Source organism: Aminobacter sp. J41, from assembly GCF_000526635.1.
Classification (GTDB): domain Bacteria; phylum Pseudomonadota; class Alphaproteobacteria; order Rhizobiales; family Rhizobiaceae; genus Aerobium.
Genome location: NZ_JAGL01000005.1, coordinates 57,828 through 83,889, shown reverse-complemented (window position 1 = coordinate 83,889; position 26,062 = coordinate 57,828). Strand labels below are relative to the sequence as shown.

Sequence of the window (26,062 nt, the reverse complement as noted above, 5' to 3'; positions counted from 1 at the left end):
TTGCCCCCCACATAGGACGTGGGAGGCCCTGGCGCCACACTAGCGGGAAACCGGCTGAAAAAAACAGTCCAACCGCGCCCTGCCCTTTGGCCAGCGCGACGTCAGGCGGCGGCTTTGGCTTCCTCTGCCTTGAGCGCGGCGCGCAGCGCCACCGCATCGACCTCGCGGCCCGTGAAGGCCCGGAAGGCGTCGACGCCCTGGTTGAAGAACAGCTCGTAGCCGCTGATCGGCGTGACGCCCTCGGCCCGCGCATCCATCAGGAAGTGGGTGTCGACCGGCGTATAGACCGCGTCGAAGGCCCAGCGGCGGCCGGGGATCAGCCGGCGCGGAATGGCGGTGCCGGGAATGCCATCCATGCCGAGCGGCGTGCAGTTGACAAGCCCGTCGGTGCCCTCGACCGCCTCATCGACGCTCGCGGCGACCGTGACCTTCATCGCCGTGCCGCTGGCGCGCAGTGCATCGGCGAGCGCATTGGCCTTGCCTGTATCCATGTCGAAGATGCGCAGCTCGCTCGCGCCGAGCTCGGCGATTCCGAAGGCCGCTGCCTTGCCGACACCGCCCGCGCCCGCCATTGCGACCACGCCCGGCTTGTCGCCGTCGAGCGCCGTGCGGATCGCCGTCATGAAGCCGGTGTAGTCGGTGTTGAGGCCGAACGGCCCGCCCTCGCGAAACAGCACCGTGTTGCAGGCGCCAATGGCGCGCACGCGCGGGTCTTCGATCACCAGCCGCGAAAACACGGTCTCCTTATAGGGATAGGTGATGTTGATGCCGGCGAATCCTTCGTTCTGGCAGAATGCAAAGACCGCTTCGAAGTCCATTCCCATGTCGGCCGGGATCAGCGGCTCGTAGGTGACTTCAAGTCCGCACAGCCCGCCCGCAAGGCGATGCAGCAAAGGGGACTTCGACCGCTTGATGTTGTCGCCAATCAGCCCGAGCCGAACCATGTTCCTGATCCTCACTGTCTGGTGGCCGGGTGGACACTCCTCCCACCGCGGCAAGGATCGGCTGCAATTCGCAACCGATATATTTGACATCATCCTATATTTCTCAGAAAGCCCGATGTCCACCGCCGCAAAGCTGAGGTAGCCTGCCGGAGCTATTCTCCGATCGTTCCGGTTGCGAGCGCGTGCTCGACCCCGCCCTGGACATGCTGCTCCAGTACCGTCTTGGCGGTCGCCGCGTCGCGCTTCAGCGCCGCGTCCAGCAGGATCTGGTGTTCGTTGGCGGCAATGTCACCGCGGAACGACAGCGCGATCATCTGGTAGCGCAGGTACTTGTCGAAGACCGCCGCGTGCGTCTCCATCAGCACCTTCGAGCCGCAGGCGGAGATGAGCGCCTGATGGAACTCCCAGTCGTAGCGCTTCCACATCTCGGTCTGGCTTAAGTCACCGTCACGCATGCGTGTCTCCAGCGCCGCAAGCTTGTGGTGGGCGGCGACGATCCGCGCTTCCCACTCCATGTCGCCGGCGGCGAATGACTGCTCCAGCGCAAATCCTTCGAGCAGGAGCCGCAACGCCGCTATATCGCGCAGGTTCTCGACAGAGACCGGCGAGGCTTCGAAACCACGCTGGCCTTCCGCGGTGACCAGCCCTTCCGAGGTCAGGCGGCTCAGGATCTCGCGCAGCGTCGAGATGCTGGCGCCGTAGGTGTCCTTGAGCCAGTCGAGCTTGAGCTTCTGCCCCGGCGCGATGCGGCCGAAAATGATGTCGGCACGGATACGGCGGTAAGCGTTCTCGCCAATGGTCTCGGGATGGTCAGCCGTCATCTGGGCGTCTCTTGCGGTGATGTCGTGGGCATGGGCCTGCTTGCGCCTCTATCGTTCCGGCAGCGTGCCACGCGCCACGGTGTATTCGACGCAGGCGGCTATGTGCCGCTCGAGGATCTTCAGCGCCCGGTCGGCGTCGCGTTCCAGCGCGCAGTCGAGCAGTTCCTTGTGTTCCTTTGCTGCCACGTCGCCGCGGAACATCACGGCCAGTATCTGGTAGCGCAGGAACTGGTCGAAGATGATTGCGTGCGTTTCGAGCAAAGCCGTCGAACCACAAGCCGAGATCAGCGCACCGTGGAACTCGCGGTCGTAGTTCTTCCACCGCATCGTCTGGTCGTGCTCACCCTTGAGCATCATCGCCTCCAGCCGCGACAGCTTGTGGTAGGCGGCGACCACTCTGCCCTCCCACTCGATGTCGCCGGACGCAAACGACTGGCGCATCGCGTGACCTTCGAGCAGGTTTCGCATTGCCGCCACCTCGCGCAGGTTCGCCACCGAGATGCCGACCACCTCGAAGCCGCGCTGGCCCTCAGCGGTGACGAGCCCTTCGGATACCAGCCGGTAAAGCACTTCGCGCAGGGTGCTCACGGAGGTGTTGTAGAGCGCGCGCAACTTTTCCAGGCGCAGCTTTTTCCCCGGGTCAAGTCGGCCGAAGATGATGTCGGAGCGGATGCGCCGATAGGTGTTGTCGCTCGCCGTTTCAGGCGACACGTCTGCTGCCAAGATTTTCCTCCCGAGTGGTACGCGAAGGTTTGCACGCGTCCGCGCACTCCGCAAGGCGACATGCTTATATCATAAGCATCTCCCACAAAATGATAAAACGACAAATCTCATATGAACTTTCCGTCGCCTATTGAATTTGATTTTGTCGAGTGTCATGAATACGGCAACCGCCGGGGTGGAGGCCTTGGGCGGGGAAGACTAACGGGAGGGATACCCATGATTGCTTCGATCACGCGAAGGACCGCGCTCGCGGCCGCTGGCGCCATGCTTTTGGCTGCGACGGCGTTCACCCCTGCACTTGCTCAGGACAAGACCAAACTGCGCTTCTCGGCAGTGTTCTCCGAGCAGGACATCCGCGCCGAGATGATGAAGAAGTTCGCCGATGGCATTGGCGACGAGTTCGAATTCGAAGGCTTCTACGGTGGCATGCTGTTCAAGCAGGGCACCGAGCTGGTCGCGCTTCAGCGCGGCAACCTCGAGATGGGCAACATCGCCCCGCAGGACATCTCCAACCAGGTTCCGGAATGGTCAATCCTGACCTCGGCCTATCTGTTCCGTGACGCCGACCACCTGCTGAAGTTCTTCAGCAGCGACCTGGGCGAAGACATGAAGAAGCTGGCCGAGGAAAAGCTCGGCATCCGCGTCCTTGGCCCGACCTTCTTCGGCACCCGTCAGGTTGGCCTCAAGCCGAACAAGAAGATCAACACGCCCGCAGACATGGCCGGCATCAAGCTGCGCATGCCGGGCGGCGATGCGTGGCAGTTCCTGGGCCAGGCGCTCGGCGCGAACCCGACGCCGATGGCTTATGCTGAAGTCTACACCGGCCTGCAGACCGGCGCGATCGACGGTCAGGACAACCCGCTGCCGAACGTCCAGAACATGAAGTTCTACGAGGTGATGTCGCAGATCGTCCTGACCTCGCACCTCGTCGGCTTCGACCTGCTGACGATCTCCGCCGACACCTGGAACAAGCTGTCGCCGGAACAGCAGCAGAAGGTCCAGAAGGCGGCCGACGAGGCCATCGCCTGGAGCACCCAGCAGCACCTCAAGCAGGAAGAAGAGCTCGTCGCATCCTTCAAGGAGAAGGGGCTCGAGATCTACACGCCGGACATCGACGCCTTCCGCGCCTACGCGCAGCAGAAGTACCTCGAGTCCGACCTTGCCAAGAGCTGGCCGGAAGGATTGCTCGACAAGATCAACGCGCTCTGAGGCGCACTCCCGCATCCGACCGGCATTTCGCCGTCGCCCCGTGGCCCCGGGGCGACGGCCTTTCTGACAGGAGGTAAGGATGGGTGGTGCCCCTGCACATCGCATTTTTGAATGGCTGCGCGCACGCGCAGAAAACATCGCCTGCGCCATGCTGGCAGCGATGTTCGTTGCCTTCATGCTCCAGATCATCTTCCGCTATCTGCTCAACCTGCCAATCGGCTGGACGCATGAGTTGAGCGTGGTGCTCTGGATCTGGCTCGTGCTGTTCGGCAGCGCCTTCGTGGTGCGCGAGAGCGAAGAGATCCGTTTCGATCTGGTCTACGGCGCTGTCGCCGACCGTACCCGACGCATCATGGGCCTGATCACCGCCATCGCGCTGATCGTCCTGTTCGGCATCTCGCTGCCGGCAGTCATCGACTACGTCACCTTCATGAAGGTCGAGCGGTCCGCCTACCTCAAGATCCGCTTCGACTATCTCTATTCGATCTATGTCGTCTTCGCCGTCGCGATGATTGTCCGCTACATCTGGATCGCCTGGCTTGCGGTCCGCGGACAGGCTCCCGAGGCATACGACCCGACCAAGGCGAGTTCCGGCGTATGAACCTTGCTAGTCCCTTCTCAATCTCGCTCGTCGTCATAACCGTCCTCGCGTTCCTCGGCCTGCCGATCGGCCTGGCGATGATGTGCGGTTCCATCCTCTACCTGTTCATGGCCGGCCTCGACCTCGGCACGGTCGCCGAGCAGTTCCTGAACGGCATGTACTCAAACTACGTGATCCTCGCCGTGCCGCTCTTCATTCTCGCGGCGGAGGTCATGAACAGCGGCTCGATGACCGAGCGCCTGCTGCGCTTCTGCAATGTGCTCGTCGGCCGCTTCCGCGGCGGCCTCGCGCAGGTCAACATCGTCCAGTCGATCATCTTTGCCGGCATGTCCGGCTCGGCCATCGCGGATGCGGCAGGTAGTGGCCGCATGATGCAGGCCATGATGACGCGCGATGGCCGCTACACGCCGAGCTATGCCGCTGCGCTCACCGCAGTCACTTCGGTCGTCGGCCCGATCATCCCGCCGTCGATCCCGCTGGTGATCTACGCGCTCGTCTCCGACGCTTCGATCGGCTATCTCTTCCTTGCCGGTTTGGTGCCAGGCCTCTTGATGTCTGTCATGCAGATGGTGCAGGTGGCTTGGACCGGGCGGCGCAACAACTTCCCGGTCGAGGAAGCGGTGCCGCTGCGCGAGATCCCGATGATCACCTGGCGCGCCTTCCCGGTGATCCTGATGCCGGTCATTCTGCTCGGCTGCATCTATACAGGTGTCACCACGCCGACCGAAGCCGCCGCGCTCGCCGCCTTCTACGCACTCGTCATCTCAGTCGTTTTCTACCGTAGCCTATCGGCGAAGGAGGCCTACAAAGCGCTGCTGATCTCGACCAAGACCAGCGCCTCGATCGGCATGCTGATAGCTGGTTCGCTCGTGTTCAACTACGTGGTGACAATCGAGAACATCCCGAACACGCTGCGCGTACTCCTGACCGGCTGGGAGCTTACCCCGGTCCAGTTCCTCATCCTGGTCAACGTGATCCTGCTGCTGCTCGGCTGCGTGCTGGAAGGCACCGCAATCCTGCTGATCATCGTGCCGGTGTTCATCCCGACTGCGCAGGCGCTCGGCATCGATCTTGTGCATTTCGGCGTCGTCGTGGTGGTCAACATCATGCTGGGGCTGGTAACGCCGCCATACGGGCTGCTGTTGTTCATCATGACCAACATCTCGGGCGCACCCATCAAGGATATCATCCGCGACTGCATGCCCTTCCTGTTCTGGATGGTGGTCTGCCTTCTGCTCATCACCTTCGTTCCGGAAGTGGTGCTGTGGTTGCCCCGCCTCGCCGGCTACGGCGCCTAAAATCAGAGACTTTCGATGACAAATCCCATCTACGTCCTCAACGGACCGAACCTGAACCGCCTTGGCAAGCGCGAGCCGGAGATCTACGGCTACACCACGCTTGCCGAAGTGGAGGCCATGTGCCGCGATGCAGCCGGCGAAACGCCGGTCGTCTTCCACCAGTCCAATCGCGAGTACGAGCTGGTCGACTGGATCCACGAGGCCATTGACGCGGAGGCCGGAGGCATCATCATCAATCCGGCCGGCCTCACCTTCACCTCGGTGCCGATCATGGACGCGCTAAAGATGTTCCGCGGCCCGATCATCGAGCTGCACATCTCCAACATCCATCGCCGCGAGGCCATCTATCACAATTCGCTGGTGTCGAAGGTCGCCACCGCCGTCATCGCCGGCCTCGGCCCCAACGGCTATCGTAGCGCCGTCGTGGCACTGCTCGATCTCATCGCCAACAAGCGCAAATAACATGAGCGACGGGTGAAGTTTACGCTGCGTTAGGCCGCCGGCGTTAGCTTCGCTCGTCGTCTTGCGTCTGGGGAGCGCGCCATTCATGGATCAGGCATCGTTGTTCATCGCCGCAGGAATCTGTGCTGTGGCGCTGGCCCTGACCATCCTGAGTGCTTGGTTCTCCAACCGCTCCGACGTCTTCCTCGTCGGCTGGACCGCCGGCATGCTGATGCTGGCGACCGGTGTCCTCACCTATGAATTGCTGCCGCCCGACAACATGGCCGTCGTCGCCTTTGCCTTTGGCATTCAGGTCTTCGGCTACGTGATCGTCTACGTCGCCGGCCGCAATTTTACCGGTCACAAGACGCCGCGGCGGCTGATCGTCGGGCTGTCGGCGCTTTGTTTGCCGGTCGTCGTGCCTGTGCTTGCCGGCTACGACGGTGTCGGCATCGCCATCTACAACTTCATCGCTGCGGGAATGCTGGGGGCGACCGGCGCTCACTACTGGCGCGCCCGCGCGGAGGCGCCGTCGGCCATCGCGGCCATGACGGCGATCTACATGTTCGCGGCCTTCTCGTTCGTGCTCTGCGGCGCAGTATTGCTCCAGCAGGAACAATGGGTGCTGCATGCCCCGCCGGAAAACTGGGCAGAGCACATCAACGCGATCGCCTGCATCGCCGGCATCACCGGCATCGGCGCGCTTTCGCTTGGCCTCAACAATCTGCGCGCCGCCCGCCGGCATCGCGAGGAAGCCCGCACGGATCCCCTGACCGGCCTTCTCAACCGGCGCGCCCTGTTTGCGATGATGGGGCAGCAGCCGCTGCAGCCCGGCAGCGCGGTGATCATCTTCGACCTCGATCGCTTCAAGGCGATTAACGACCGCTACGGCCACGCGGCCGGCGACGAGGTGCTCCGAAGCTTCTCCGCCGTAGTCCGGTCCAACCTGCGCGAGGGCGACATCGCGGCCCGCACCGGCGGTGAGGAGTTCGTCCTCGTCCTGCACAATGCTGCCGGCCAGCTCGCCACCGGTACCGCCGACCGCATCCGCGCGCTGTTTGCGCTCAACCCGATCTTCACGCCATCCGGCAAGATTTCGGCTACCGCGAGCGCAGGCGTCGCCTTCGCCACCCGCGCAAACGAGAGCTTCGACAACGTGCTGCTGCGGGCAGACGAGTCGCTCTACCGCGCCAAGGACAATGGCCGCGACCGCGTGGTGACCGAAGCCAGCTCGCAAGAAACCGGCACCCAGGCGGTCGCGTAACTATCGCCGAAATTGAAGGCTGATCAGCCGACGAACGCGCGCTCGACGACGAACTCGGCCGGCTTGTTGTTCGCGCCCTCGGTGAGGCCGAACTTTTCCACCAGCGCCTTGACGTCGCGGAGCATGTCCATCGAACCGCAGATCATTACGCGGTCGGTTGCCGGATCAAAAGGCGCAACGCCGAGATCCTCGAACAGCTTGCCGTTCTCGATCAGCGTCGTGATGCGGCCCATGCGCGGCGACTCTTCGCGGGTCGTCGTGGCGTAGTGATGAAAGCGGCCGTCGACCAGCTCGCCGATCAGCGGATCCTCAACCAGCGCCTTGGCCAGCTCCTGGCCATAGGTCAGCTCCCCGACATCGCGGCAGGTGTGGGTGAGAATGACCTGCTCGAACTTCTCGTAGGTTTCCGGGTCACGGATCAGGCTCGCGAACGGGGCGATGCCCGTGCCGGTCGAGATCATCCAGAGGCGCTTTCCGGGGGTGAGCGCATCGAGCACCAGCGTCCCGGTTGGCTTGGGGCGCATGAGCACTGTGTCGCCCGGCTGGATCTTCTGCAGGTGCTGGGTCAGCGGACCGTCCGGCACCTTGATCGAATAGAATTCCAGCTCTTCGTCCCACGCGGGGCTTGCGACCGAATAGGCGCGGAACACCGGCTTCTCGGCGTTCGGCAGGCCGATCATCACGAATTCGCCCGAGCGGAAGCGGAAGGTCTGCGGCCGCGTGATCCGGAAGGAAAACAACCGGTCGGTATAGTGACGAACAGAGACGACCTTTTCGGCATGCACATTCGCCGGAATCGGAAATTCCACTGGACGTGCGTTGCCGATTTCCTGGCGCGCAGCTGTATTCATTCCGTTAGTCCTGTCTTCTGATTGGCCTGGCTGCGCGGGAACTTGCCGCGGCTCGCTCGATGCTTGCCAGCCAAAATTATTAGTATACAAATGATTATTGCGTCAAGATCAGCGCCTGAACCGCCATTCCAAATTGGACGTCGAGGGTAGATGCAGCGTACCGGGAGACCGGCATGAATGAGAATGTCGCACCGTCGTCCGGGGATATCGTTGCCGGCATCGACGTGGGTGGCACATTCACTGATCTTCTCCTCATTGACGGCAGCAGCAACGGCCAGGTTCGCCTCGCCAAAGTCCCTACAACGGTCGAGAATCAGGCGTTCGGCGTCATGGCCGCGCTGGATTCGACGGGCGTTCCGATCGATCGCATTGATCTCATCGTACACGGGACGACAACCACGACCAATGCGGTGCTGGAGCGCAGGCTCGCCCGCACGGGCATGATCACCACTCAGGGCTTCCGCGACATCATCGAGCTTGGCCGGCGTACACGCCCGCAGCCTTACGGGATGACCGGCATCTTTGTTCCCGTCATCCCGCGCGACTTGCGGCTCGAGGTGCCGGAGCGCATGGAGGCAAGCGGCCGGGTGCGCGTGCCACTCGACGAAGATGCCGTGCGCACAGCGGCACGGGAGCTGCTCGACAAGGGCTGCGAGTCGGTCGTTATCCACTTCCTGCATGCCTACGCCAACCCGGCCCACGAAAAGCGGGCGGCCGAGATCGTCCGCGAAATCTGGCCGAACGAGCACGTCACCACCGGCCACTCGCTGTTGTCGGAAGCGCGCGAGTTCGAGCGCGGCGTCACTGCTGCGGTCAACGCCTCGGTCCAGCCGATCCTCAAGCGCTATGTCGCTCGCCTCGCAGACGAGCTCTCGGCACGCGGCTACGCCCGCGAGTTCCTGGTGATGAACGGCAATGGCGGCATGATCTCCGCCCGCTTTGTCGCCAACGAGGCGGCAAAGACCGTGATGTCGGGGCCGGCCTCCGGCGTCATGGCGGCGGCCTACACCGCGCGCCGCGCCGGCTTTGCCAACATCGTCACCTACGACATGGGCGGCACGTCGACCGACGTTGCGCTCATTCGCGACGGCCAGCCGTCGGTCTCCAACGAGATCGAGATCGAGTACGCAATGCCGATCCACGTGCCGATGGTGGACGTCCACACCGTCGGTGCCGGCGGCGGTTCGATCGCGCGGCTGGACGAGGGTGGCCTCATCAAGGTCGGCCCGGAAAGCGCAGGAGCAACGCCCGGCCCGATCTGCTACGGCCGCGGCGGTACCGAGCCGACGCTGTCCGACGCCAACCTCGTTCTCGGAAGGTTGAACCGCAAGAAGCTACTGGCAGTCGATAATCCCGTCCCCGTCGAGAGGGTCGAGCAGATCTTCGAGGAGAAGATCGGCCGGGGCATCGACGTCGATGGCGTTGAGGCGGCGGGTGCCGTGCTGCGTCTCGGCAATCTGAAGATGGCGGGCGCCGTGCGCATGGTCTCGGTTGCCAAGGGCCGCGACCCGCGTGACTTTGCCCTGTTTGCCTTTGGCGGCGCGGGGCCGCTGCACGCCTGCGCCATCGCGCGCGAGCTCTCGATCCCCAAGGTGATCATCCCTGCCCGACCCGGCATTACCAACGCGCTCGGCTGCGTCGTCGCCGACCTTCGCCACGACTTCGTTCGCACCGTTAACCGCCCGGTTGGCGAGATCGACGAGCAGCTTCTCTCAGACATTCTCGCGGAACAGGCCACCGAGGGCGAAAAGCTGATCGCCAAGGAGGCGATCAGGCCGAAGGCGCAGCGCTTCATCCATTCCGCCGATATGCAGTTCGTCGGCCAGACGCACCTCATCAACGTGCCGCTTCCAGGCCGCGACATCACTCGCGGGCAGCTGCAGGAGCTGTTCGAAAAAGCCTATTTCGCCCGCTTCCGGGTGGAGTTGCCGGAAATCCGCGCCAACCTCGTGAACCTCAACACGTCGGTGATCGGCGAGCGGCCGGACATCGACCTTTCCACGCTCATCGATCCCGCCGGGCGCGAGAAGACGCTCGACGCGGCCCTGATCCAACGCCGACCGGTCTGGTTCGACGGCGAGTGGATCGACACGCCGGTCTACGCACGCGAAAAGCTGCCGCTTGATGCGGCCTTCGACGGCCCCGCCATCCTTGAGCAGTTCGATGCCACCACCGTCATCGAACCCCACACCCGCGCCACCACCGACCGCGACGGCAACATCATCATCGAGGTGATGGGATGAGGTGGCGGGCTCCCACGTCTTTGGCGTCACCCGGCCTACATAGTCGCCTTGGCGGACGGGAACCGATGGTACCCCCACCCCTTACCCCTCCCCACAAGGGGGAGGGGAATTTGGGAAACGGGCGCTCTTCGGCAACCTCCCCATTGTCGCCAAGCCTCTCAAGATCCCCCTCCCCCTTGTGGGGAGGGGTAAGGGGTGGGGGTAGGAACACCTACGCAGTTGCCACGCCGGAGCCGATCGAGTCGCCTGCCGTTGCGGCCTCTGCAATCTTAGCCAAAACCCTCGCTGCGGCAGCCGCTACCAACTCCCCTTCGTCCGGTGCTCGCCCATGACCACCATCGACGCCATCACCCTTTCCGTCATCGAGGCTGGCTTGCAGCAGGTCTGCGACGAGATGGACCTTGCCTTCTCGCGTTCGGCCTTCTCGCCGATCATCGCCGAGGCGAATGACCGGTCCGACGGCATCTATTCGGCGGAGGACGGCTCGCTGATCGCCCAGGGCGCAGGCGGGCTGCCGGTCTTCGTCGGCGTCATGCAGTATTCGACCCGCACGATCATCGAGATGATCGCGGAAGGCCGCTGCGTCCCGCCGGAGGAAGGCGACGTCTACATCGTCAACGACCCCTATCTCGGCGGCACGCACCTGATGGACGTGCGCTTTGCCATGCCAGTCTGGCGAAACGGAAAAGTCTTCTGCTGGCTGTCGAACACCGGCCACTGGCCAGACATTGGCGGCGCCGTACCCGGCGGCTTCTCGGCCTCTGCCACGGCCGTCGAGCAGGAGGGCCTGCGGCTGCCGCCAGTAAAGCTGTTCAAGAAGGGCCGGCTCGATACGGAAATCCTCGGTATCATCACCTCGAACATCCGCATTGCCGAGCAGCGCATCGGCGACATCAAGGCGCAGGCGGCAGCGCTCGACGTTGGCCGCGCGCGACTGTTCGAGCTGCTGGATCGTTACGGTGACGAAACGGTGCTCGCCTCGATTGCGGAATTGCGCCGCCGTGCCGCCACCCGCATGCGCGCCAAGATCGCGACCATCCCCGACGGGACCTATCACGGCATCGCCTATGTCGACTCGGACGGCGTCGTCGATCAGCCGCTCGAGATCAGCCTCGCGGTCGAGAAGAAGGGCTACACGCTGACCTTCGACTTCGCCGGCTCCAGCCCGCCCTGCGTCGGGCCGATGAACTCGGTGCTGGCGACGACCCAGTCGTCGGTCTACCTCGCCATGCGTCACATCTTCCCCGACGTGCCGATCAGCGCCGGCGCCTTCGAGCCGCTGGTGATCAAGCGACCGGTCGGCACCTTCCTCGACGCGTCCTATCCCCGTCCCGTTTCCGGCTGCGCGGCAGAAGTCTCGCAGCGCATCGCCGAGGCGGTGTTCGCGGCGATCGTGAAGGCCCTTCCCGACCAGGTCACGGCGGCGCCCGCCGGCTCGAGTGGCAATTTCAGCCTCGGTGGCTTCGACCCCGAGCGCAACCGCGCCTTTGTGCTCTACCAGCTTTCGGGCGGCGGCTATGGCGGCAATGCCGACCATGACGGCCTCTCGAACGGTTGCTCGACAATCGGCATCTCCAAGTCGCCACCAGTCGAGATCATGGAGCAGGGCTACCCGCTCCTCTACAACCACTATCGCCTGCGCGAAGGCTCGGGCGGCGCCGGCAAGCAGCGCGGCGGCATGGGTCTCGACTATGAGATCGAGTTGCTGCGCGGCGAGGCCCGCGCCTCCTTCGTGATGGATCATGGCCGCTTCGGCCCGCAGGGCGCGCTCGGCGGCAAGGACGGCGCGGTGAACACCGTCACCGTCTTCCGCAACGGCGAGGCGCATGTGCCGCCGCACCTGTCGAAGGAACAGGATATTCCGATGCAGGCAGGCGACCGCGTCCGCGTCGGCACGCCGGGCGGCGGCGGTTACGGCAACCCATTCAAGCGAGCGCCGGAAAAGGTGCTGAAGGACGTGCGCCTCGGCTACTATACGCCGGAGCAGGCCGCAGAACTGTTCGGCGTCGTGATCCGCGATGGTGAGGTGGATGCGGAGGAAACCGCGCGCCGTCGCGCTGCCCTCGTCACGTAATCTTCGAAAGCAGCCGCATCAGCGTCTCGGCCTCGCGCTCGGTGAGCGGGGCAATCGTCTCCGCAGTCACGTGCTTTGCCAGCTTCTTCAGCCGGTCGACCGTCTCACGCCCCTCGGGCGTCAGGGTCAGCATCACGCGACGCCGGTCGTCGCCGTCGCGGCCGAGCGCCACCAGTCCGCGCACACTCAGCCGGTCGATCACGCCCTTGATGGTGGCCGCGTCCATCGCCACCAGCACGCCAAGCTGGTTCTGCGAGGTCTCGCCCACCTCGTCGAGCTTGGCGAGCGCCGCGAACTGCGGCGGGGTCAGATCGCCGATGTGCTTCGCGAAAATTGCGATATGCCGCTGGTTGGCCTTGCGCAGGACAAAGCCGATCTGGTCTTCGAGAACGTAGTTCCCCGGCCTGCTCACCGCAGCCCGTCCTCACCCTTCACCTGCCAGGCCTCAAGGCCGCCCATGCGCGAATGGATGCGCCCGCCGCAGGCCATCGCCAGCACGAACAGGATCTCGTCCGGCCGTGGACCATCCGGCGCCGTCACAGTGATCGCGTCGAAGTGGCTGCGCACATAGGCGGCGTTGGTGTGGCCGAGCGGCACGTCGAGGCTGGAGCCGAACGCGCCGACCTTCATCGCCGACGGGACGATCGCCTTGGTAGCACCCAGACGCTCGCGCATCGCATAGCCGCCCGGAACGTGCCATAGCGCGCCGTGCTCGATCTCGCCGGCGGTGCCGACGATCGCGCCCTTGCCGTAGCCGTCAATCGTCTCGATGTCGCCGCCAAGCGCGGCGATCAGCTTGTCGGTCATCATCAGCCCGAGCGGCTTCAGGTCCTCCATCGCCGCCTGCAGCTCCGCCGAGTATGTTCCCGCGAACGGGTTCGCCACCAGCGCCATCACCGCCCCGAGCCGCCGCGGCTTCTCCGCGACAGGCCCGCCGTCGTGAAAGATCTCCTCGGTGAAAACCGCAACCTTGCGAACCCTGAATTCAGGCATGAACGAGCATCCTCCCGGAATTTTCTGCGAGCGCGCCGGCAAGACGGCTCTGGTCATTCAAGAACAGCGCAGCCGAAACGATCAGCCCGCGCAAGACGAAATCGTCGGCAACAGCCTTGCCGCGCTCCAGCGCATCCGCCACCTCCGCCCCGCTGAGTTCCCCGACATTCGTCGTCACCAGACGATCGCCAAGATCGCTCTCGGGAGCAAGCTGACGTGCGGGCGCGCGTTCGATTGCCGGATGGCCGGGCAGGTCGATGGCATTGGCGATCAGCGTCGCCGCCGCATCCGCTGTTGCCGCGTCAGCCGCCAGCACGGTCACGGCATCGGCAATGCCGAGCGAATGGCTGCGCCCGCGCCAGCCGCTGGTGGCGATGCCCCGCACCGCATCTTCGAAGCGAATGGTGATCCGATCAGCAAAGCCATGGCCGGTGCCAGCAATCGCAACTTTCATCTCCTCGCCGGGCGAAAGGAAGATCGCAATATCGCCGCCGTCATTGACATAGGCGCGCCGCAGTTTTCGCCCGCGCGTCATTGCCTCCAGCATCTCGTCGGCCACACTGCCGGCAACGGCGGCCATCGGCGTGATGAAGAATCGGTCGGCAAATCGCGTCACCGCACGCTCCATGCGCCGTGCCGTCGGCCCCATTAAGCTACGCGGCGCTGACGTTGAAGGGCGTCGCAGTTCAGGCAGCTCGGCCACGAGCTCTTCCAGTACGGTATCGAAACGATCTTTGGCCTGGCTGTAGGCGGCAGCGACTTCCTCCGCTTCGCCAAACGCCTCAATGATCAGGTCGATCGGCCCGTGATTGAGATGCAATCGCTTGCCGTCTGGCAGCATCGAGGCCTGCGGACCCATCATGCCTGTCGCTCTCGCCGCAGTTGCACCAGCGGCGGCCAGGCATTGCCCGCGGGTGCTGCCGCGACCCGGCGCTCGTTGTAATACTCGCCGCCCTTCGCCAGCACGTCATCAACGGTGCGGATTTCCGAGACGTAACCACCCAGCGCCTCGTAGTGATCGCGCCGCATGGTGAACTCCAGCGGCGCCACCAGCGCCGGCGTCGGCACATAGCCGAACGAGTTTTCCGGCAGGCGCGTCACGTCCACCATAAGCGTGATGCCGCCACCCGGCCAGACATAGACCGGCGCGCCGCCGACGGTGACATAGGTCTGCAGCCGGTGCACCGAACGGGTCAGGTTCACCGGGTTCTCGGTCACGCCCGCGCGCAGCGACCCGCCCGCACCGCCCATGAACAGCACCGAGCAAAGCGCCGGTTCGCAATTGTCCTCTATGAGATCGACCGACTTGCGTAGCCGCTCCGGGAACGGCTTTTCGACTGGCTTCAAATTCTCGTCGAGCTCGAAATAAGCGAACTGTTCGCCGGTGGTCGACACCATCAGCAGCGACAGGCACGGCCGCGCGCCCTTCTTCGGATTCCAGTCGCCGAGGATTTCGAGCGGATTGCTCAGCATCGTCCCGCCCCAGCCGAGGCCCGGTTCGGAAACCTTGAAGTAGCGCCCTGGCGTCGAGCGCCGCCCGAGGATCTTGATGCCGGTGTCTTGCCAGCCAATCACCTTGCCGGCCTGATGCTCGGAGACGACGCCGGTGATGTGGTCATCGACCACGACGACCTCGTCCACCAGCCCCTTCCACTGGGTTGCAAACATGCCGATCGTCGCCGAGCCGCAGCCGACGCGCATCCGTTGTTCTAGCCGCCCATCAATGATGGGTGGCTTTCCCGCCTGCACGACGACCGTTGATCCGCCATCAATGGTGAGCTCAACGGGCTGCCGGTTGCACAGGGCCAGCATCGTGTCGCAGGTCATCCGCCCTTCCGACTTCGAGCCGCCGGTCAGGTGCCGCACGCCACCGAGCGACAGCATTTGCGAGCCGTACTCGGCGGTGGTCACATGGCCGACTGGCTCGCCCAGCACCCGAACCGTCGCCGCTTCTGGGCCAATGTGGCGGTCGGTGTCGATCTTCACCTTGACGCCGCAATAGGAAAAGATCGCCTCGGTGACGACGGTGACGAGGTCGACGCCCTCAACTTCCTGGCTAACGATGAACGGCGCTGGCTTGAAGTCGGGATAGGTCGTGCCCGCCCCGATGCCGCTGACGAAGCGTTGTCCCCGATTGACGGGATTGCCGTCCCACGCGCTGCCGTCTGCAAACGGCACCACCTCGCCGCCCGCCTCCGCGCGATGTTCAAGGATCGTAACCGGGTCGCAGCGCACGATCTTGTTGCCGAAATTGCCGTAGCGGTCGCAAGCCCCCGTCCGCCCCTCCGCGATGTAGCACATTACCGGGCAGGCATCGCACCGCAGCTTTTCCGGCGCGGGAGACGCATTCATCGCGACGCTTTCAGTGATCTCATTCATCGCCGGCGCTCCTGTGGAGAGGGCTGGGTGGATGCGATTTTTTGAGGCGCCGCCGCCCGGGCCGCGGCAGTAATCATGCTGGAGGAAATACCCCCACCCCTAACCCCTCCCCACAAGGGGGAGGGGGATTTTGGAAGCCGTTGGTCGGTAAGGTCGCACTTCGTGGCGCAGATCAGCTCTCGCAGTCCCGATGTCCGCCGCGGCCTTGCTTGCTGAAGATGCTCAGGTGCGATGGCTTTCTCTCGAACGGTCGGGGTAACTCCGCACCTGAAAACCGGCAGGCATTTGCGACTACCAACATTCCCCTCCCCCTTGTGGGGAGGGGTTAGGGGTGGGGGTAAATTCCCTGTCCCCAACATCTCAGGCATCATACCCATCACCCGCCCCTCGCCTGCCGAAAGGCTGCCAGCACCCGGTCGGGCGTGGCGGGGACCTTGGTGATCTTCGCCCCGCAGGCATGGCGGATGGCGTTGACGATCGCCGGTGCCGTCGGGATCAGCACATGCTCCCCGAGCCCCTTCGCGCCATAGGGCCCTTCGGCGTCGGGAACCTCGATCAGGATTGTCTCGATCGGCGGTACGTCGCCAATGGTGGGGATGAGATAGTCGTGCAGGTTCTCGGTGCGGCCCGGAACGTATTCCTCCATCAGCGCAAGCCCTATACCCTGCGCGATGCCGCCTTCGACTTGGCCTTCCGCGAGCAAGGGGTTGATCGCGCGGCCCACATCATGCGCGGCGGTGATTTTGATGAGCCTGACGGTCCCCAGCGCCAGATCGACCTCAAGCTCCGCCATCTGCGCGCCCCAGCCATAGACGGCGTACGGCTTGCCCTGGCCGTTGGCGTCGAGCGGAACGGTCGGCGGATCATAGCTCTCGAAGGCGCGGAACACGAAACCGTTCTCGTCCACCGGCAACTGCGACAGGTCGATCGTTCGGCTCGCTTCACCCTCGCCCACCGTGAGCTTGCCGCCCTCCAGCGACAGCCGCGCCTCCCCCGACACATTGGCGAAGCGCAGGATCTTTTCACGCAACGAGCGCGCCGACAACTCGGCCGCCTTGCCCGAAACGTAGGTCTGGCGCGAGCCGGAGGTCTTGCCGGCGTCCGGCGTCAGTGCCGTGTCGCCATAGACGAACCTGAATTTTTCGAGCGGCATGCCGAGCGCCTCGGCGGCGATTTGGGCGATGACCGTGTTGGAACCCTGGCCGATGTCGACCGCACCCTGGTGCAGCACGACACGACCGTCGGCCGTCACGCCCATCTTCATCGTCGACGGGTTGGGAATGCCGGTATTGCCGCAGCCGTACCAGCAAGAGGCAATGCCCACGCCGCGCTTGACCCCATCGTGCGTCGCGTTGAACGCAGCCGCATCGGCCAGCGCCCGCTGCCAGTGCCGCTGCAAGGCGGCGAGGCAGGCAACAATGCCGACGCCCGTGTCCATTACATGGCCGCTCACCGTGGGCAGGCCGTTGCACAGCGCATTCTTCAGCCGCAGCTCCAGACGGTCGATGCCGAGCTTGTCCGCAAGCTCATCATAGAGCGTTTCCTGCATCAGCGCCGCCTGCGGCACGCCAAATCCACGGAAGGCGCCGGAGATCGGACCGTTGGTGTGCACGCCGCGGCCGATCGCGCGATAATTCGGGGTGTAGTAAGGCCCCGATGCATGCACCGGCACGCGCACCGCAACCGTTGGGCCCCAGCTTGCATAGGCGCCGGTGTTGAACTCGCCTTCGAAGCTCATGCCGACGATGCGGCCTGCCGCGTCCGCACCGATCGTCGCCGTCATCGAAGCCGGATGCCGCTTGGTGGTCGAAGCCATCGACTCCTGGCGCGTGTAGACCATCGCCGCCGGTCGCCCCGTCTTCAGCGCGACGAGACCGATCAGCGGCTGCACCGACAGATCGAGCTTGGAGCCAAACCCGCCGCCGGTCGCGGTCGGAATCACCCGCACCTTCTCGCGCGGCAGGCCTAGCACCATTGCCGTGTCGTCACGGTCCATCACCGGCGACTGGGTGCAGGCCTTGATGACCAGCACGTCGCCGTCCATGTACGCGTAGCCTGCTTCGGGCTCGATATAGGCGTGCTCGACATAGGAGGTCTCGAGCGAGCCGCTGACCACGACGGCCGCGCTCGCGAGCGCCTCCTCCACATCGCCGCGCACAACGCGGCCCTCAAGCATCACGTTGTTCTCGCGGCCTTCATGCAGCTGGATGAAGCCGTTTTTCGCCACGTCCGGCGTCAGCGCATGCGGCAGTTCCTCCCACTCGACCGGGAAGGTCGACAGGTCGAGCGCAGCAATGGCCTCGCGCTCGCCGGCCACAACCGCCACTGCTTCTCCACGGAACCGCACCTTGCCGTCTGCCAGCGCCGGCTGGTCGGCAAAGGCAGGGATGACGCCAAAGGCATTGCGCCCGTCGATGTCCTTTGCGGTGAAAACGCCGACGATGCCCGGGTTTCTTGCCACGAACGCATCGAGGTCGCCGAACGAGAACTTCGCGTCCCAATAGGGCGAACGGATCGCCACCACCGCCAGCGCGTCGTCCGGCACCCCGTCCGCGCCGAACATTTCCGTCCCGCGCACTTTCGGCTCGCCATCGAGACGCGGAATGGCGGCGCCCACGCCCCAGTCGTTCGACGGCCATGGCGATAGCAGGCCTGCCTCCATCACCGCCCGGATAATCTTGCGATAGCCTGTGCAGCGGCACAGGATCCCGCCCAGCGCATCCTCGACCTCTTGCTCCGTCGGGTGTGGGTTCTTTTCCAGCAATGCGGTGCCCGCGACCAGGAAGGCCGGCGTGCAGATGCCGCACTGGGCAGCACCGTGGCGCAGGAACGATTCCTGCAGCGCCGACAGGCTGCCATTCGCCAGCCCCTCGACCGTCCGCACCTTTGCGCCGGCGGCGCTTGCGACTGGCATCAGACAGGCGCAGACCGGCTCGCCATCGACCAGTACGGTGCAGGCGCCGCAGTCGCCCGCGTCGCAGCCAACCTTGGTTCCGATCAGCTTGAGTTCATCGCGAAGAACTGCCGAGAGCCGGGCGAGCGGCGAAACGTCGAGCGCGTGCGCCTTTCCGTTGACCTCGATGGAAAGGCGCATCCCGCTCATGCCGCTGCCCTGCCTGTGTCTTCACGGAGGCTCGCCAGCACGGCGCGGCCGACGATCTCCCGCGCTGCCTGCCGCCGGTAATCAGCGGTGGCGCGCACGTCGTCGATGGGTTGAAGTTCGTCGAAGGGATATTGCGCGATCAGCGCTTCCAGTTCGCCGGGCGCAGCCCCTTTCATGGCGGCTTCCAGACCTGCGATCCGCTTGGCGACCGGCGAGCAGGCACCAACGGCAATCGCCGCCTCCTCGATACGTCCGGACGCATCACCGACGACCCTCACCGCCGCCATCGCGATCGAGATGACGAGATAGCGCCGCGCGCCAAGCTTCACGAAATGCGAGCGCCCCTTCACGGCCGCTTTCGGCACGCGGATTGCTGTCACCAGTTCGTCCTGCCGCCTTGCAGTGACGCGATTGCCGAGAATGAATCCGCCGACGGGCAGATGCCGCACGCCGCTTGCCGAACGCAGCTCGACCTCCGCGTCGAGCACCAATAGCGGCGGCACGCCGTCGGCGGCGGGCGACGCGTTGCAGAGATTGCCGGCGATGGTCCCGGTATTCTGCACCTGAATCGAGCCCACCTCGCGCGCAGCCATGCGCAGCGCCTCGAAGGCCGGTGAAAGATGGCGCGCCGCAGCGATCTCGCTCCAGCTGGTGCGCGCTCCAAAGACGTAATGAGTGTGGGTTTCGCTTATGCCGCGCAGCTCATCCAGCGCGTTGAGATCGAGCACGTCATCGCGTATGGGGCGTGTGCCCTGCGCGGGGTAGAAGTCGGTTCCGCCGGCGATGAGCCGCCAGCTCCCGTCTCCGAGAAGCGCGATTGCCTCGTCCAGTGACTTCGGTTTCGCGTAGCGCATCTGATATGCTCCGTAAGCAAAATCATGCGCCGAAATTCGTTCGTATGCAAACAATATTCCGCAAGGTTAACCTGGCCCTCGTCCGGTATAGTTGAAGCCTTGCCGCAACTCTTTGGAAGGAGAAATTGATGAGTGCCACCGCCCTGATCGTCGTCGACTTGCAGAACGACTTCTGCCCGGGAGGCGCGCTCGCCGTTTCCGGCGGCGACGAGATCGTGCCGCTGGTGAACCGACTGATCGGCGAGTTCGAGCACGTCATCCTGACGCAGGACTGGCACCCGGCCGGCCACTCCAGCTTCGCCTCCTCGCATCCTGGCAAGGAGCCCTTCAGCACCGTCGAGATGCCCTATGGCCCGCAGACGCTGTGGCCGGACCATTGCGTGCAGGGCACCAGGGGCGCAGAATTTCATCCGGGCCTCGAATGGACCAAGGCCGAGCTTGTCATCCGCAAGGGCTTTCGCACCGCGATCGACTCCTACTCGACCTTCTTCGAGAACGACCACAAGACGCCGACGGGCCTTGCCGGCTATCTGCGCGAGCGCGGCATCACCGACCTGACGCTGGTTGGCCTCGCCACCGACTTCTGCGTCGCCTATTCGGCGATCGACGCGCGGCGGCTGGGCTTCAACGCGAAGGTCCTGCTCGACGGGTGCCGCGCCATCGACCTCGGCGGCTCGCTGGATACGATGAAGCAGCAAATGGTCCAGGAAGGCGTGGTGGTGGAGTAGAAGGGCTACGAGGCAGCCTGCCGCGCGTTGCTTCGCAAGCGGCCGCGCCCCGGCAGCTCTCAGAGGCAGATCGCTGCATGATGTGGAAGCCGCGCGCGTGTCGGACGATTGAAGACGGAACGCCGGTGCCCAGCAGCCCCCTCCACCATTCTGCGCATGGTCCCCCTCCCCCAGAAATGGGGGAGGATCCGGGGGCGGCCCCTTCGCCCGAGTTGTGGTCCCTACCCTTCGTCGCAGCAGTCGGTCCGAGGGGCGGGTGCCCAACAGCGCGGTGGAGTTTCTACGCGACGCATTGGCACTCGTTTCCGCATTATTTCCACCTGCACGCCCTGGGATCCTCCCCTGCGAAGCGGGGGAGGTGTCGCCGAAGGCGACGGAGGGGGCTGTTAGAGCGCCAACCCTGAAGTACATCTGGATGACATCTTCCGTCCCCATCAGCGGCCACGTTGACAGCTGACAACCATCGTCTCGACCCGCACGATTTGGGATCCTCCCTTGCAATGCGGGGGACGTGGCACGAAGGCGACGGAGGGGCTCATTCAGAGCCAGTCTTGCAGTCGGATCCCCTAACCCACCGGGGATTGCTGGCCTGATGGGCACACAATTGACGGACGCTGCGCTACTTCGCCAACAACACCTTGCCCGTCCGCCTTTCGCGACGAGCTCTCATAATGACGTTACCGGCTGTCCATCTTCCCGCGGGTCAGTCTTATGTTTTCATCACCTCATCCTGATTCCCAGATCCGCACCTTGAGAGAATTTCAATGGCATCACGACTGTTCACTCCGATCGAGGTCGGCAAGCTGAAGCTCGCCAACCGCATCGTCATCGCGCCGATGTGCATGTATTCGGCCGAAGATGGCTGCATGACCGACTGGCACCAGATCCACTACGGCAACCTGGCTCTCTCGGGAGCCGCGCTCCTGACCATCGAGGCCACGGCGGTCGTGCCGGAAGGCCGCATCACCTATGGCGATGTTGGCCTGTGGGACGACAGGACCGAAGCGGCGATGGGCCGCGTCCTCGACTCCGTCCGCCGGTGGTCGGATATGCCGATCGCCGTGCAACTGGCACATGCGGGCCGCAAGGCGTCCACCGAGAAGCCGTGGCTGGGCGGAAAGCAGGTCTCGCCCGATCATCCGAACGGCTGGCAGACGGTCGCGCCATCCGCGGTGCCATTCCAGAGCACCGACAATGCGCCGCTCAGCCTCGACCGTGACGGGCTCAAGCGCGTCCGCGAAGGTTTCGCCGCCGCAGCGAAGCGCGCTGCCCGGCTTGGGATCGACGGCATCCAGATCCACGGCGCGCATGGCTACCTGCTGCACCAGTTCCTGTCACCTCTGTCCAATCAGCGCGACGACGAGTATGGCGGCAGCCCCGAGAGCCGCATGCGCTTCCCGCTGGAAGTCTTTGACGCGGTCCGTCAGGCCTTTACGGCCGACCGGCCCGTATCGATCCGCGTGTCGGGCACCGACTGGGTCGAAGGCGGCTGGGACATTGAGCAGACGATTGAGTTTGCCAAGGCTCTGGAAGCGCGAGGTTGCGACGCCATCCATGTGTCGAGCGGCGGCCTCCACCCGGACCAGAAGATCCCGCTCGGTCCGAGCTATCAGGTGCCGCTGGCGCGCGCGGTGAAACAGGCGGTCAACATGCCGGTCATCACCGTGGGCCTGATTACCGATTACGAGCAGGCCGAGGCAATCGTCAGCACCGGCGATGCGGACATGGTCGGCCTTGCCCGCACCATCCTCTACGACCCGCGCTGGCCCTGGCATGCGGCAGCGCATCTCGGCGCAACCGTGTCGGCGCCCAACCAGTATCTGCGCTGCCAGCCGCATCGCCTGCGCTCGCTCTTCGACGTCGAGAAGAAGTAGCAGGTTTTGGGGAGCGTCCGGGGATGCTTCGTCTCAGGACATTCCTGTGAGACGGTTCGCCCCGGCAGCCCCCCACCATGCTTCGCATGGTCCCCCTCCCCCATAAATGGGGGAGGATCCGGATGCCGTGCAGGTTGAAAGGATAGCCGAGCAGGCTTCGTTGTGGGGTAAGCACACCACTGATGAAGCCCAGAGCCAGAGGATCCTCCCCTGCGAGCGGGGGAGGTGGCACGAAGCGCCGGAGGGGGCGTCTAGCGCAGGTACGAAGGGTGAGGCAGAGGGCAGCCGGAACCGATGATGCAAGGGAGCATCTCGCTCCCCCTAGCTCACCCCCACATACCGCCGCACATAATCCGGATCCGCCCGCACATCTTCGACCGGCACCGTCTCGCGGTTCTGACCATTCTCGATAAATGCCACGCGGTCGGCGAGTGACAGCACCGCGTCGACGCGCTGTTCCACGAGAATCGTCGAGACGCCGCGCTGGCGCAGTTCCGCCACCGCCTCGCGGATGCGGGCAATCATCGAGGGCATCAGGCCCTCGGTCGGCTCGTCGAGGAGCAGCACATCGGGTTCGATGCAAAGCGCTCGGGCCATTGCCAGCATCTGCTGCTCACCGCCCGATAGCGTGCCGGAGCGCTGCGACAGGCGCTCGCGCAGCACCGGAAACAGCCCCAGCACCGATTCACGTGTAACGTCGCCCTTGCCGCGGGTCATCAGGCCGATCTCGAGGTTTTCGGCGACCGTGAGCTCGGCAAACAGCCGCCTGCCCTGCGGCACGTATGCAACGCCGGTCTTAGGCACCTCGTGCGCCGGCAGTTTCGTCAGATCCTTGCCGTCCTTGATGATATGGCCGGCGCGCACGCTGACAAGACCCATGATCGACTTCAGCGCCGTTGTCTTGCCGGCACCGTTGCGGCCGAGCAGGCACAGCACCTCGCCTTTCTTCAGCGTCAGCTCGAAGCCGCGCAGCACCTGCACCTCGCCGTAATAGGCGTCGAGCCCGGAGATCGTCAGCGCGTCAGCCATGGCTGCCTCCGAGATAGGCGTCCTGCACGGCGACGTTGGCACGGATTTCCTCCGGCGAGCCCTCGGCGAGGATCTTGCCGAAGCTCAGCACCGTGATCTTCTGCGCGAGTTCCATCACCACCTGCATGTTGTGCTCGATCAGCATGACGGTCGCATCGCGCGCGACCTCGCGCACCAGCGCAATGAAGGTCTCGATCTCGCCGTCCGAAAGCCCCTGAGTCGGCTCGTCGAGGATGAGGAGGCGCGGCTGCAGCGCAAGGCCCATCGCAACTTCAAGCAGGCGCTGGTGGCCGTAGGAAAGGTTGCCGGCAAGCGTTTCCGCGCGCCCCGCGAGCCCGACGCGCTCGAGTGCCTCCTCAACGCCGCTCGCCAGCGCCCCATGCGTGACGCGCCCTTTTGCCAGCAGCCTGCGCTGCACCGATAGCGCGACGTTGTCGTAGACGGTGAGCTTTGGAAAGATGCTGGTGATCTGGAAGGTGTAGGCAATGCCCGCCAGCACCCGCTTGTGCGCCGGCATGCTCGTGATGTCCGCACCGTCTAGCAGGATGGTGCCTTCCGACGGCTGGATGCGGCCGCAGATCAGGCTGACGAAGGTGGTTTTGCCGGCACCATTCGGGCCGATCACCGCACGGATCTCGCCCTTGTCAAGCCGGAAGTCGACCCCGTCAACAGCCTTCAGTCCGCCAAAGTGCTTCGTCAGCCCCCTCGTCTCGATGAGCGGCGTCATGGCAGCCATTTCGCCCACCTCTCGCGAATGGTCCCGAGCAGCCCCTTGGGGAAGAACAGGATCAGCAGGATCAACGCCACACCGACCAGCAGCAGATAAGCGGACGTCAGACCCGACGTGTAGTCGATGATGTAAAACATGAAGAACGTGCCGATCAGCGGCCCCAGCGTGGTCGCGGCGCCACCCGCCAGCACCCAGAGGAGCGGCAGGATAGAGTACTGGATCGAGGCAAAGCCCGAGCCGACATAACCGAACAGGATGCCGTAGGCAGCACCGGCCCCCGCGCAGAAGGTGCCGGAAAGCACCACCGCCGACAGCTTTGCCCGAAAAGTATCGTAGCCCAGCATGCGCATCCGCTCCTCGTTCTCACGGATCGCGACCAGCGTGCGCCCGAACGGCGAGCGCACCAGCCAGAGCGAAAGGAGCAGCACGATCGAGAACAGCGCCCAGCCGATCAGGTAGCGCAGCGATGGCTCCGACAGGCTGATCGCCGTGCCGCCAAGGTCAAGCGTGCGCATGGCGGGCGTCAGCACCAACCCTTCTTCGCCACGCGTCCAGGTCGTGAAGAACAGCGAGGTGAGATAGCCCACCTGCGCGAACATCATCGTCACGATCATGAAGGCGACGCCAGTCGTGCGCAGCGCAAGCAGTCCGATCACCAGTGCCAGCAGCGCGCCCGAAACGATGCCGCTGGCAAAGGAAACCGGCACGTTCCAGCCGAGATGGTAGATCGGTAACCCCGCGCCATACATGCCGGCGGCGAAGAACATCGCGTGGCCAAGGCTGAGCAGCCCGGTGTAGCCGAACAGCAGATTGTAGCCCATCGCGAAGACGGCCAGCACCAGCACGCGCGAGAACACGCTCCGATGGTATTCGGGCAGCACGTAATTGGCGGCAAGCAGCACCGCGATGACGGCGAGGTGCAGAAAAATGTCCTTGCGGGTCGAGCGGGGCATAGTCATTTCGCCACCGTCCCGAACAGGCCCTGCGGGCGGAACACCAGCACCATCGCCACCAGCAGCGTCGCCAGCATTTTTGCCAGCGTCGGCGAGAAATAGAGCGTCGAGATGATGCCGTCGGAAAGGCCGATCAGCAGCGCGGCGATGATCGTGCCGCGCAGCGAGCCGAGGCCACCGATGATGACGACGATGAAGGAGAGGAGCAGCGGGTCGCGCCCCATCAGGTAGTGCGCCTGCTGGATCGGCACGACCAGCACCGCCGCCGTTGCCGCCAGCATCGCGCCGAGCGCAAACACGCCGGCATAGACGCGGTCGACCGGGATGCCGAAGGCGAGCGCGGTTTCGCGATCATACTGGGTGGCCCGCATGATGAGACCGATCTTCGTGCGCGTCAGCACGAACCAGGTCGCCAGCATCAGCACGATGGCGGCGAAGATCACGAACAGCTTGTAGCCGGAATAGCCGAACCAGGGCAGCTGGACGCGCACGTTGAACGGCGCCTGCACCGGCCGTGCATCCGCGCCATAGAAGGTCAAGGCCAGTTGCTGGATGATGTAGAGAAGGCCGATGGTGGCGACGATCGTCGCCTCGGGATCATAGTTCAGCTGGCGTAGCACCAGCCGCTCGGATAGCATCGCCACACCGCCAACCACGAGTGGCGCGACGAGGAGCGCGGCGACGAAACCGATGGACGGATGGCCGGCGAATGCAGTCGAGATCGCCCAGGCCAGCACGGCGCCCAGCATGAACATCTCGCCATGGGCGACATTAACGATGCGCATGACGCCGAATACCAGCGACAGGCCGAGCGCCGTCAGCGCCAGCACCGCCGCCATGACGAGGCCCTCCATCGTCGCCAGCAGGAACATCGGGCCGAACGACATCAGCTTCTCCCTGCATGCGTAAACTGTCGGCGCAATTTACCCCCACCCCTAACCCCTCCCCAC

The 26,062-nt window shown here is 64.5% G+C and carries 23 protein-coding genes; 9 read left to right on the top strand and 14 right to left on the bottom strand.

The window, feature by feature from the left end:
• Positions 1-101 precede the first annotated feature (101 nt).
• The 3 genes from L630_RS21045 to L630_RS0105700 all read right to left on the bottom strand — a co-directional run bounded on the left by L630_RS21045 (position 102) and on the right by L630_RS0105700 (position 2,488).
• Positions 102-944, bottom strand: a complete 843-nt coding sequence (locus L630_RS21045) for a shikimate dehydrogenase (protein ID WP_034329469.1) — start codon at positions 942-944, stop codon at positions 102-104.
• Positions 945-1,096: 152 nt separating this feature from the next.
• The gene (locus tag L630_RS0105705; protein ID WP_024847315.1) at positions 1,097-1,765 is read right to left on the bottom strand and encodes a GntR family transcriptional regulator; all 669 of its coding nucleotides are present in this window, start codon (positions 1,763-1,765) and stop codon (positions 1,097-1,099) included.
• A 48-nt stretch (positions 1,766-1,813) separates the two neighbouring features.
• Entirely contained in the window at positions 1,814-2,488 is a 675-nt protein-coding gene (locus L630_RS0105700; protein ID WP_034329467.1) for a GntR family transcriptional regulator, read from the bottom strand.
• Between the two features lie 216 nt (positions 2,489-2,704).
• Between L630_RS0105700 and L630_RS0105695 the strand changes: the two genes are divergently transcribed.
• From L630_RS0105695 to L630_RS0105675, 5 genes are all read left to right on the top strand, one after another.
• A complete protein-coding gene (locus L630_RS0105695; RefSeq protein ID WP_024847313.1) occupies positions 2,705-3,697 on the top strand; it encodes a sialic acid TRAP transporter substrate-binding protein SiaP in 993 nt (330 codons plus the stop codon).
• Positions 3,698-3,776: 79 nt separating this feature from the next.
• Positions 3,777-4,298 (top strand): TRAP transporter small permease, encoded by a 522-nt coding sequence (locus L630_RS0105690; protein WP_024847312.1) that lies wholly within the window; start codon positions 3,777-3,779, stop codon positions 4,296-4,298.
• Entirely contained in the window at positions 4,295-5,596 is a 1,302-nt protein-coding gene (locus L630_RS0105685; RefSeq protein ID WP_024847311.1) for a TRAP transporter large permease, read from the top strand. Before L630_RS0105690 ends, L630_RS0105685 begins: the two co-directional genes overlap by 4 nt.
• Before the next feature lie 15 nt (positions 5,597-5,611).
• Entirely contained in the window at positions 5,612-6,058 is a 447-nt protein-coding gene (locus L630_RS0105680; protein WP_024847310.1) for a type II 3-dehydroquinate dehydratase, read from the top strand.
• Between the two features lie 85 nt (positions 6,059-6,143).
• A complete protein-coding gene (locus L630_RS0105675) occupies positions 6,144-7,301 on the top strand; it encodes a GGDEF domain-containing protein (protein WP_024847309.1) in 1,158 nt (385 codons plus the stop codon).
• Positions 7,302-7,324: 23 nt separating this feature from the next.
• Here L630_RS0105675 and L630_RS0105670 read toward each other — a convergent pair whose 3' ends face one another.
• Positions 7,325-8,152 carry a ferredoxin--NADP reductase gene (locus L630_RS0105670; protein WP_024847308.1) on the bottom strand — a complete coding sequence of 276 codons (828 nt, stop codon included), beginning with the start codon at positions 8,150-8,152 and terminating at the stop codon, positions 7,325-7,327.
• 173 nt (positions 8,153-8,325) lie between these two features.
• Here L630_RS0105670 and L630_RS0105665 point away from each other — a divergent pair, with 173 nt between their 5' ends.
• Both L630_RS0105665 and L630_RS0105660 read left to right on the top strand, forming a co-directional pair.
• Positions 8,326-10,395, top strand: a complete 2,070-nt coding sequence (locus L630_RS0105665; protein WP_024847307.1) for a hydantoinase/oxoprolinase family protein — start codon at positions 8,326-8,328, stop codon at positions 10,393-10,395.
• A 328-nt stretch (positions 10,396-10,723) separates the two neighbouring features.
• Entirely contained in the window at positions 10,724-12,469 is a 1,746-nt protein-coding gene (locus tag L630_RS0105660; protein ID WP_024847306.1) for a hydantoinase B/oxoprolinase family protein, read from the top strand.
• Here the strand turns inward: L630_RS0105660 and L630_RS0105655 are convergent.
• From L630_RS0105655 to L630_RS0105630, 6 genes are all read right to left on the bottom strand, one after another.
• Entirely contained in the window at positions 12,462-12,881 is a 420-nt protein-coding gene (locus tag L630_RS0105655) for a MarR family transcriptional regulator (protein ID WP_024847305.1), read from the bottom strand. The two genes, L630_RS0105660 and L630_RS0105655, sit on opposite strands and share 8 nt — an antisense overlap.
• Positions 12,878-13,462, bottom strand: coding sequence for an amino acid synthesis family protein (locus tag L630_RS0105650; protein ID WP_024847304.1), 585 nt, complete (start codon positions 13,460-13,462; stop codon positions 12,878-12,880). Before L630_RS0105650 ends, L630_RS0105655 begins: the two co-directional genes overlap by 4 nt.
• Positions 13,455-14,324, bottom strand: coding sequence for a UPF0280 family protein (locus tag L630_RS0105645; RefSeq protein ID WP_024847303.1), 870 nt, complete (start codon positions 14,322-14,324; stop codon positions 13,455-13,457). The genes L630_RS0105650 and L630_RS0105645 overlap by 8 nt, the downstream gene beginning before the upstream one ends.
• Positions 14,321-15,841: a hypothetical protein gene (locus tag L630_RS0105640; protein ID WP_024847302.1), complete on the bottom strand. Its 1,521-nt coding sequence runs from the start codon at positions 15,839-15,841 to the stop codon at positions 14,321-14,323. The genes L630_RS0105645 and L630_RS0105640 overlap by 4 nt, the downstream gene beginning before the upstream one ends.
• 376 nt (positions 15,842-16,217) lie before the next feature.
• Entirely contained in the window at positions 16,218-18,944 is a 2,727-nt protein-coding gene (locus L630_RS0105635) for a molybdopterin-dependent oxidoreductase (protein ID WP_024847301.1), read from the bottom strand.
• On the bottom strand, positions 18,941-19,798 hold the full coding sequence (locus L630_RS0105630; protein WP_024847300.1) for a xanthine dehydrogenase family protein subunit M: 858 nt from the start codon (positions 19,796-19,798) through the stop codon (positions 18,941-18,943). Before L630_RS0105630 ends, L630_RS0105635 begins: the two co-directional genes overlap by 4 nt.
• Positions 19,799-19,926: 128 nt before the next feature.
• Here L630_RS0105630 and pncA point away from each other — a divergent pair, with 128 nt between their 5' ends.
• The gene (gene pncA / locus L630_RS0105625) at positions 19,927-20,526 is read left to right on the top strand and encodes a bifunctional nicotinamidase/pyrazinamidase (RefSeq protein WP_024847299.1); all 600 of its coding nucleotides are present in this window, start codon (positions 19,927-19,929) and stop codon (positions 20,524-20,526) included.
• 764 nt (positions 20,527-21,290) lie between these two features.
• A complete protein-coding gene (locus L630_RS0105620) occupies positions 21,291-22,400 on the top strand; it encodes an NADH:flavin oxidoreductase/NADH oxidase (RefSeq protein ID WP_024847298.1) in 1,110 nt (369 codons plus the stop codon).
• Between the two features lie 321 nt (positions 22,401-22,721).
• On the opposite strand, the gene L630_RS0105610 is transcribed toward L630_RS0105620, so the two are convergent.
• The 4 genes from L630_RS0105610 to L630_RS0105595 are packed head-to-tail and all read right to left on the bottom strand — an operon-like array spanning position 22,722 to position 25,999.
• Positions 22,722-23,429 carry an ABC transporter ATP-binding protein gene (locus L630_RS0105610; protein WP_024847297.1) on the bottom strand — a complete coding sequence of 236 codons (708 nt, stop codon included), beginning with the start codon at positions 23,427-23,429 and terminating at the stop codon, positions 22,722-22,724.
• On the bottom strand, positions 23,422-24,156 hold the full coding sequence (locus L630_RS0105605; RefSeq protein ID WP_024847296.1) for an ABC transporter ATP-binding protein: 735 nt from the start codon (positions 24,154-24,156) through the stop codon (positions 23,422-23,424). Before L630_RS0105605 ends, L630_RS0105610 begins: the two co-directional genes overlap by 8 nt.
• On the bottom strand, positions 24,153-25,112 hold the full coding sequence (locus L630_RS0105600) for a branched-chain amino acid ABC transporter permease (protein ID WP_034329463.1): 960 nt from the start codon (positions 25,110-25,112) through the stop codon (positions 24,153-24,155). Before L630_RS0105600 ends, L630_RS0105605 begins: the two co-directional genes overlap by 4 nt.
• A gap of 2 nt (positions 25,113-25,114) precedes the next feature.
• Complete coding sequence (locus L630_RS0105595) at positions 25,115-25,999, bottom strand: branched-chain amino acid ABC transporter permease (protein WP_024847294.1); 885 nt, start codon at positions 25,997-25,999, stop codon at positions 25,115-25,117.
• Between the last annotated feature and the right edge of the window lie 63 nt (positions 26,000-26,062).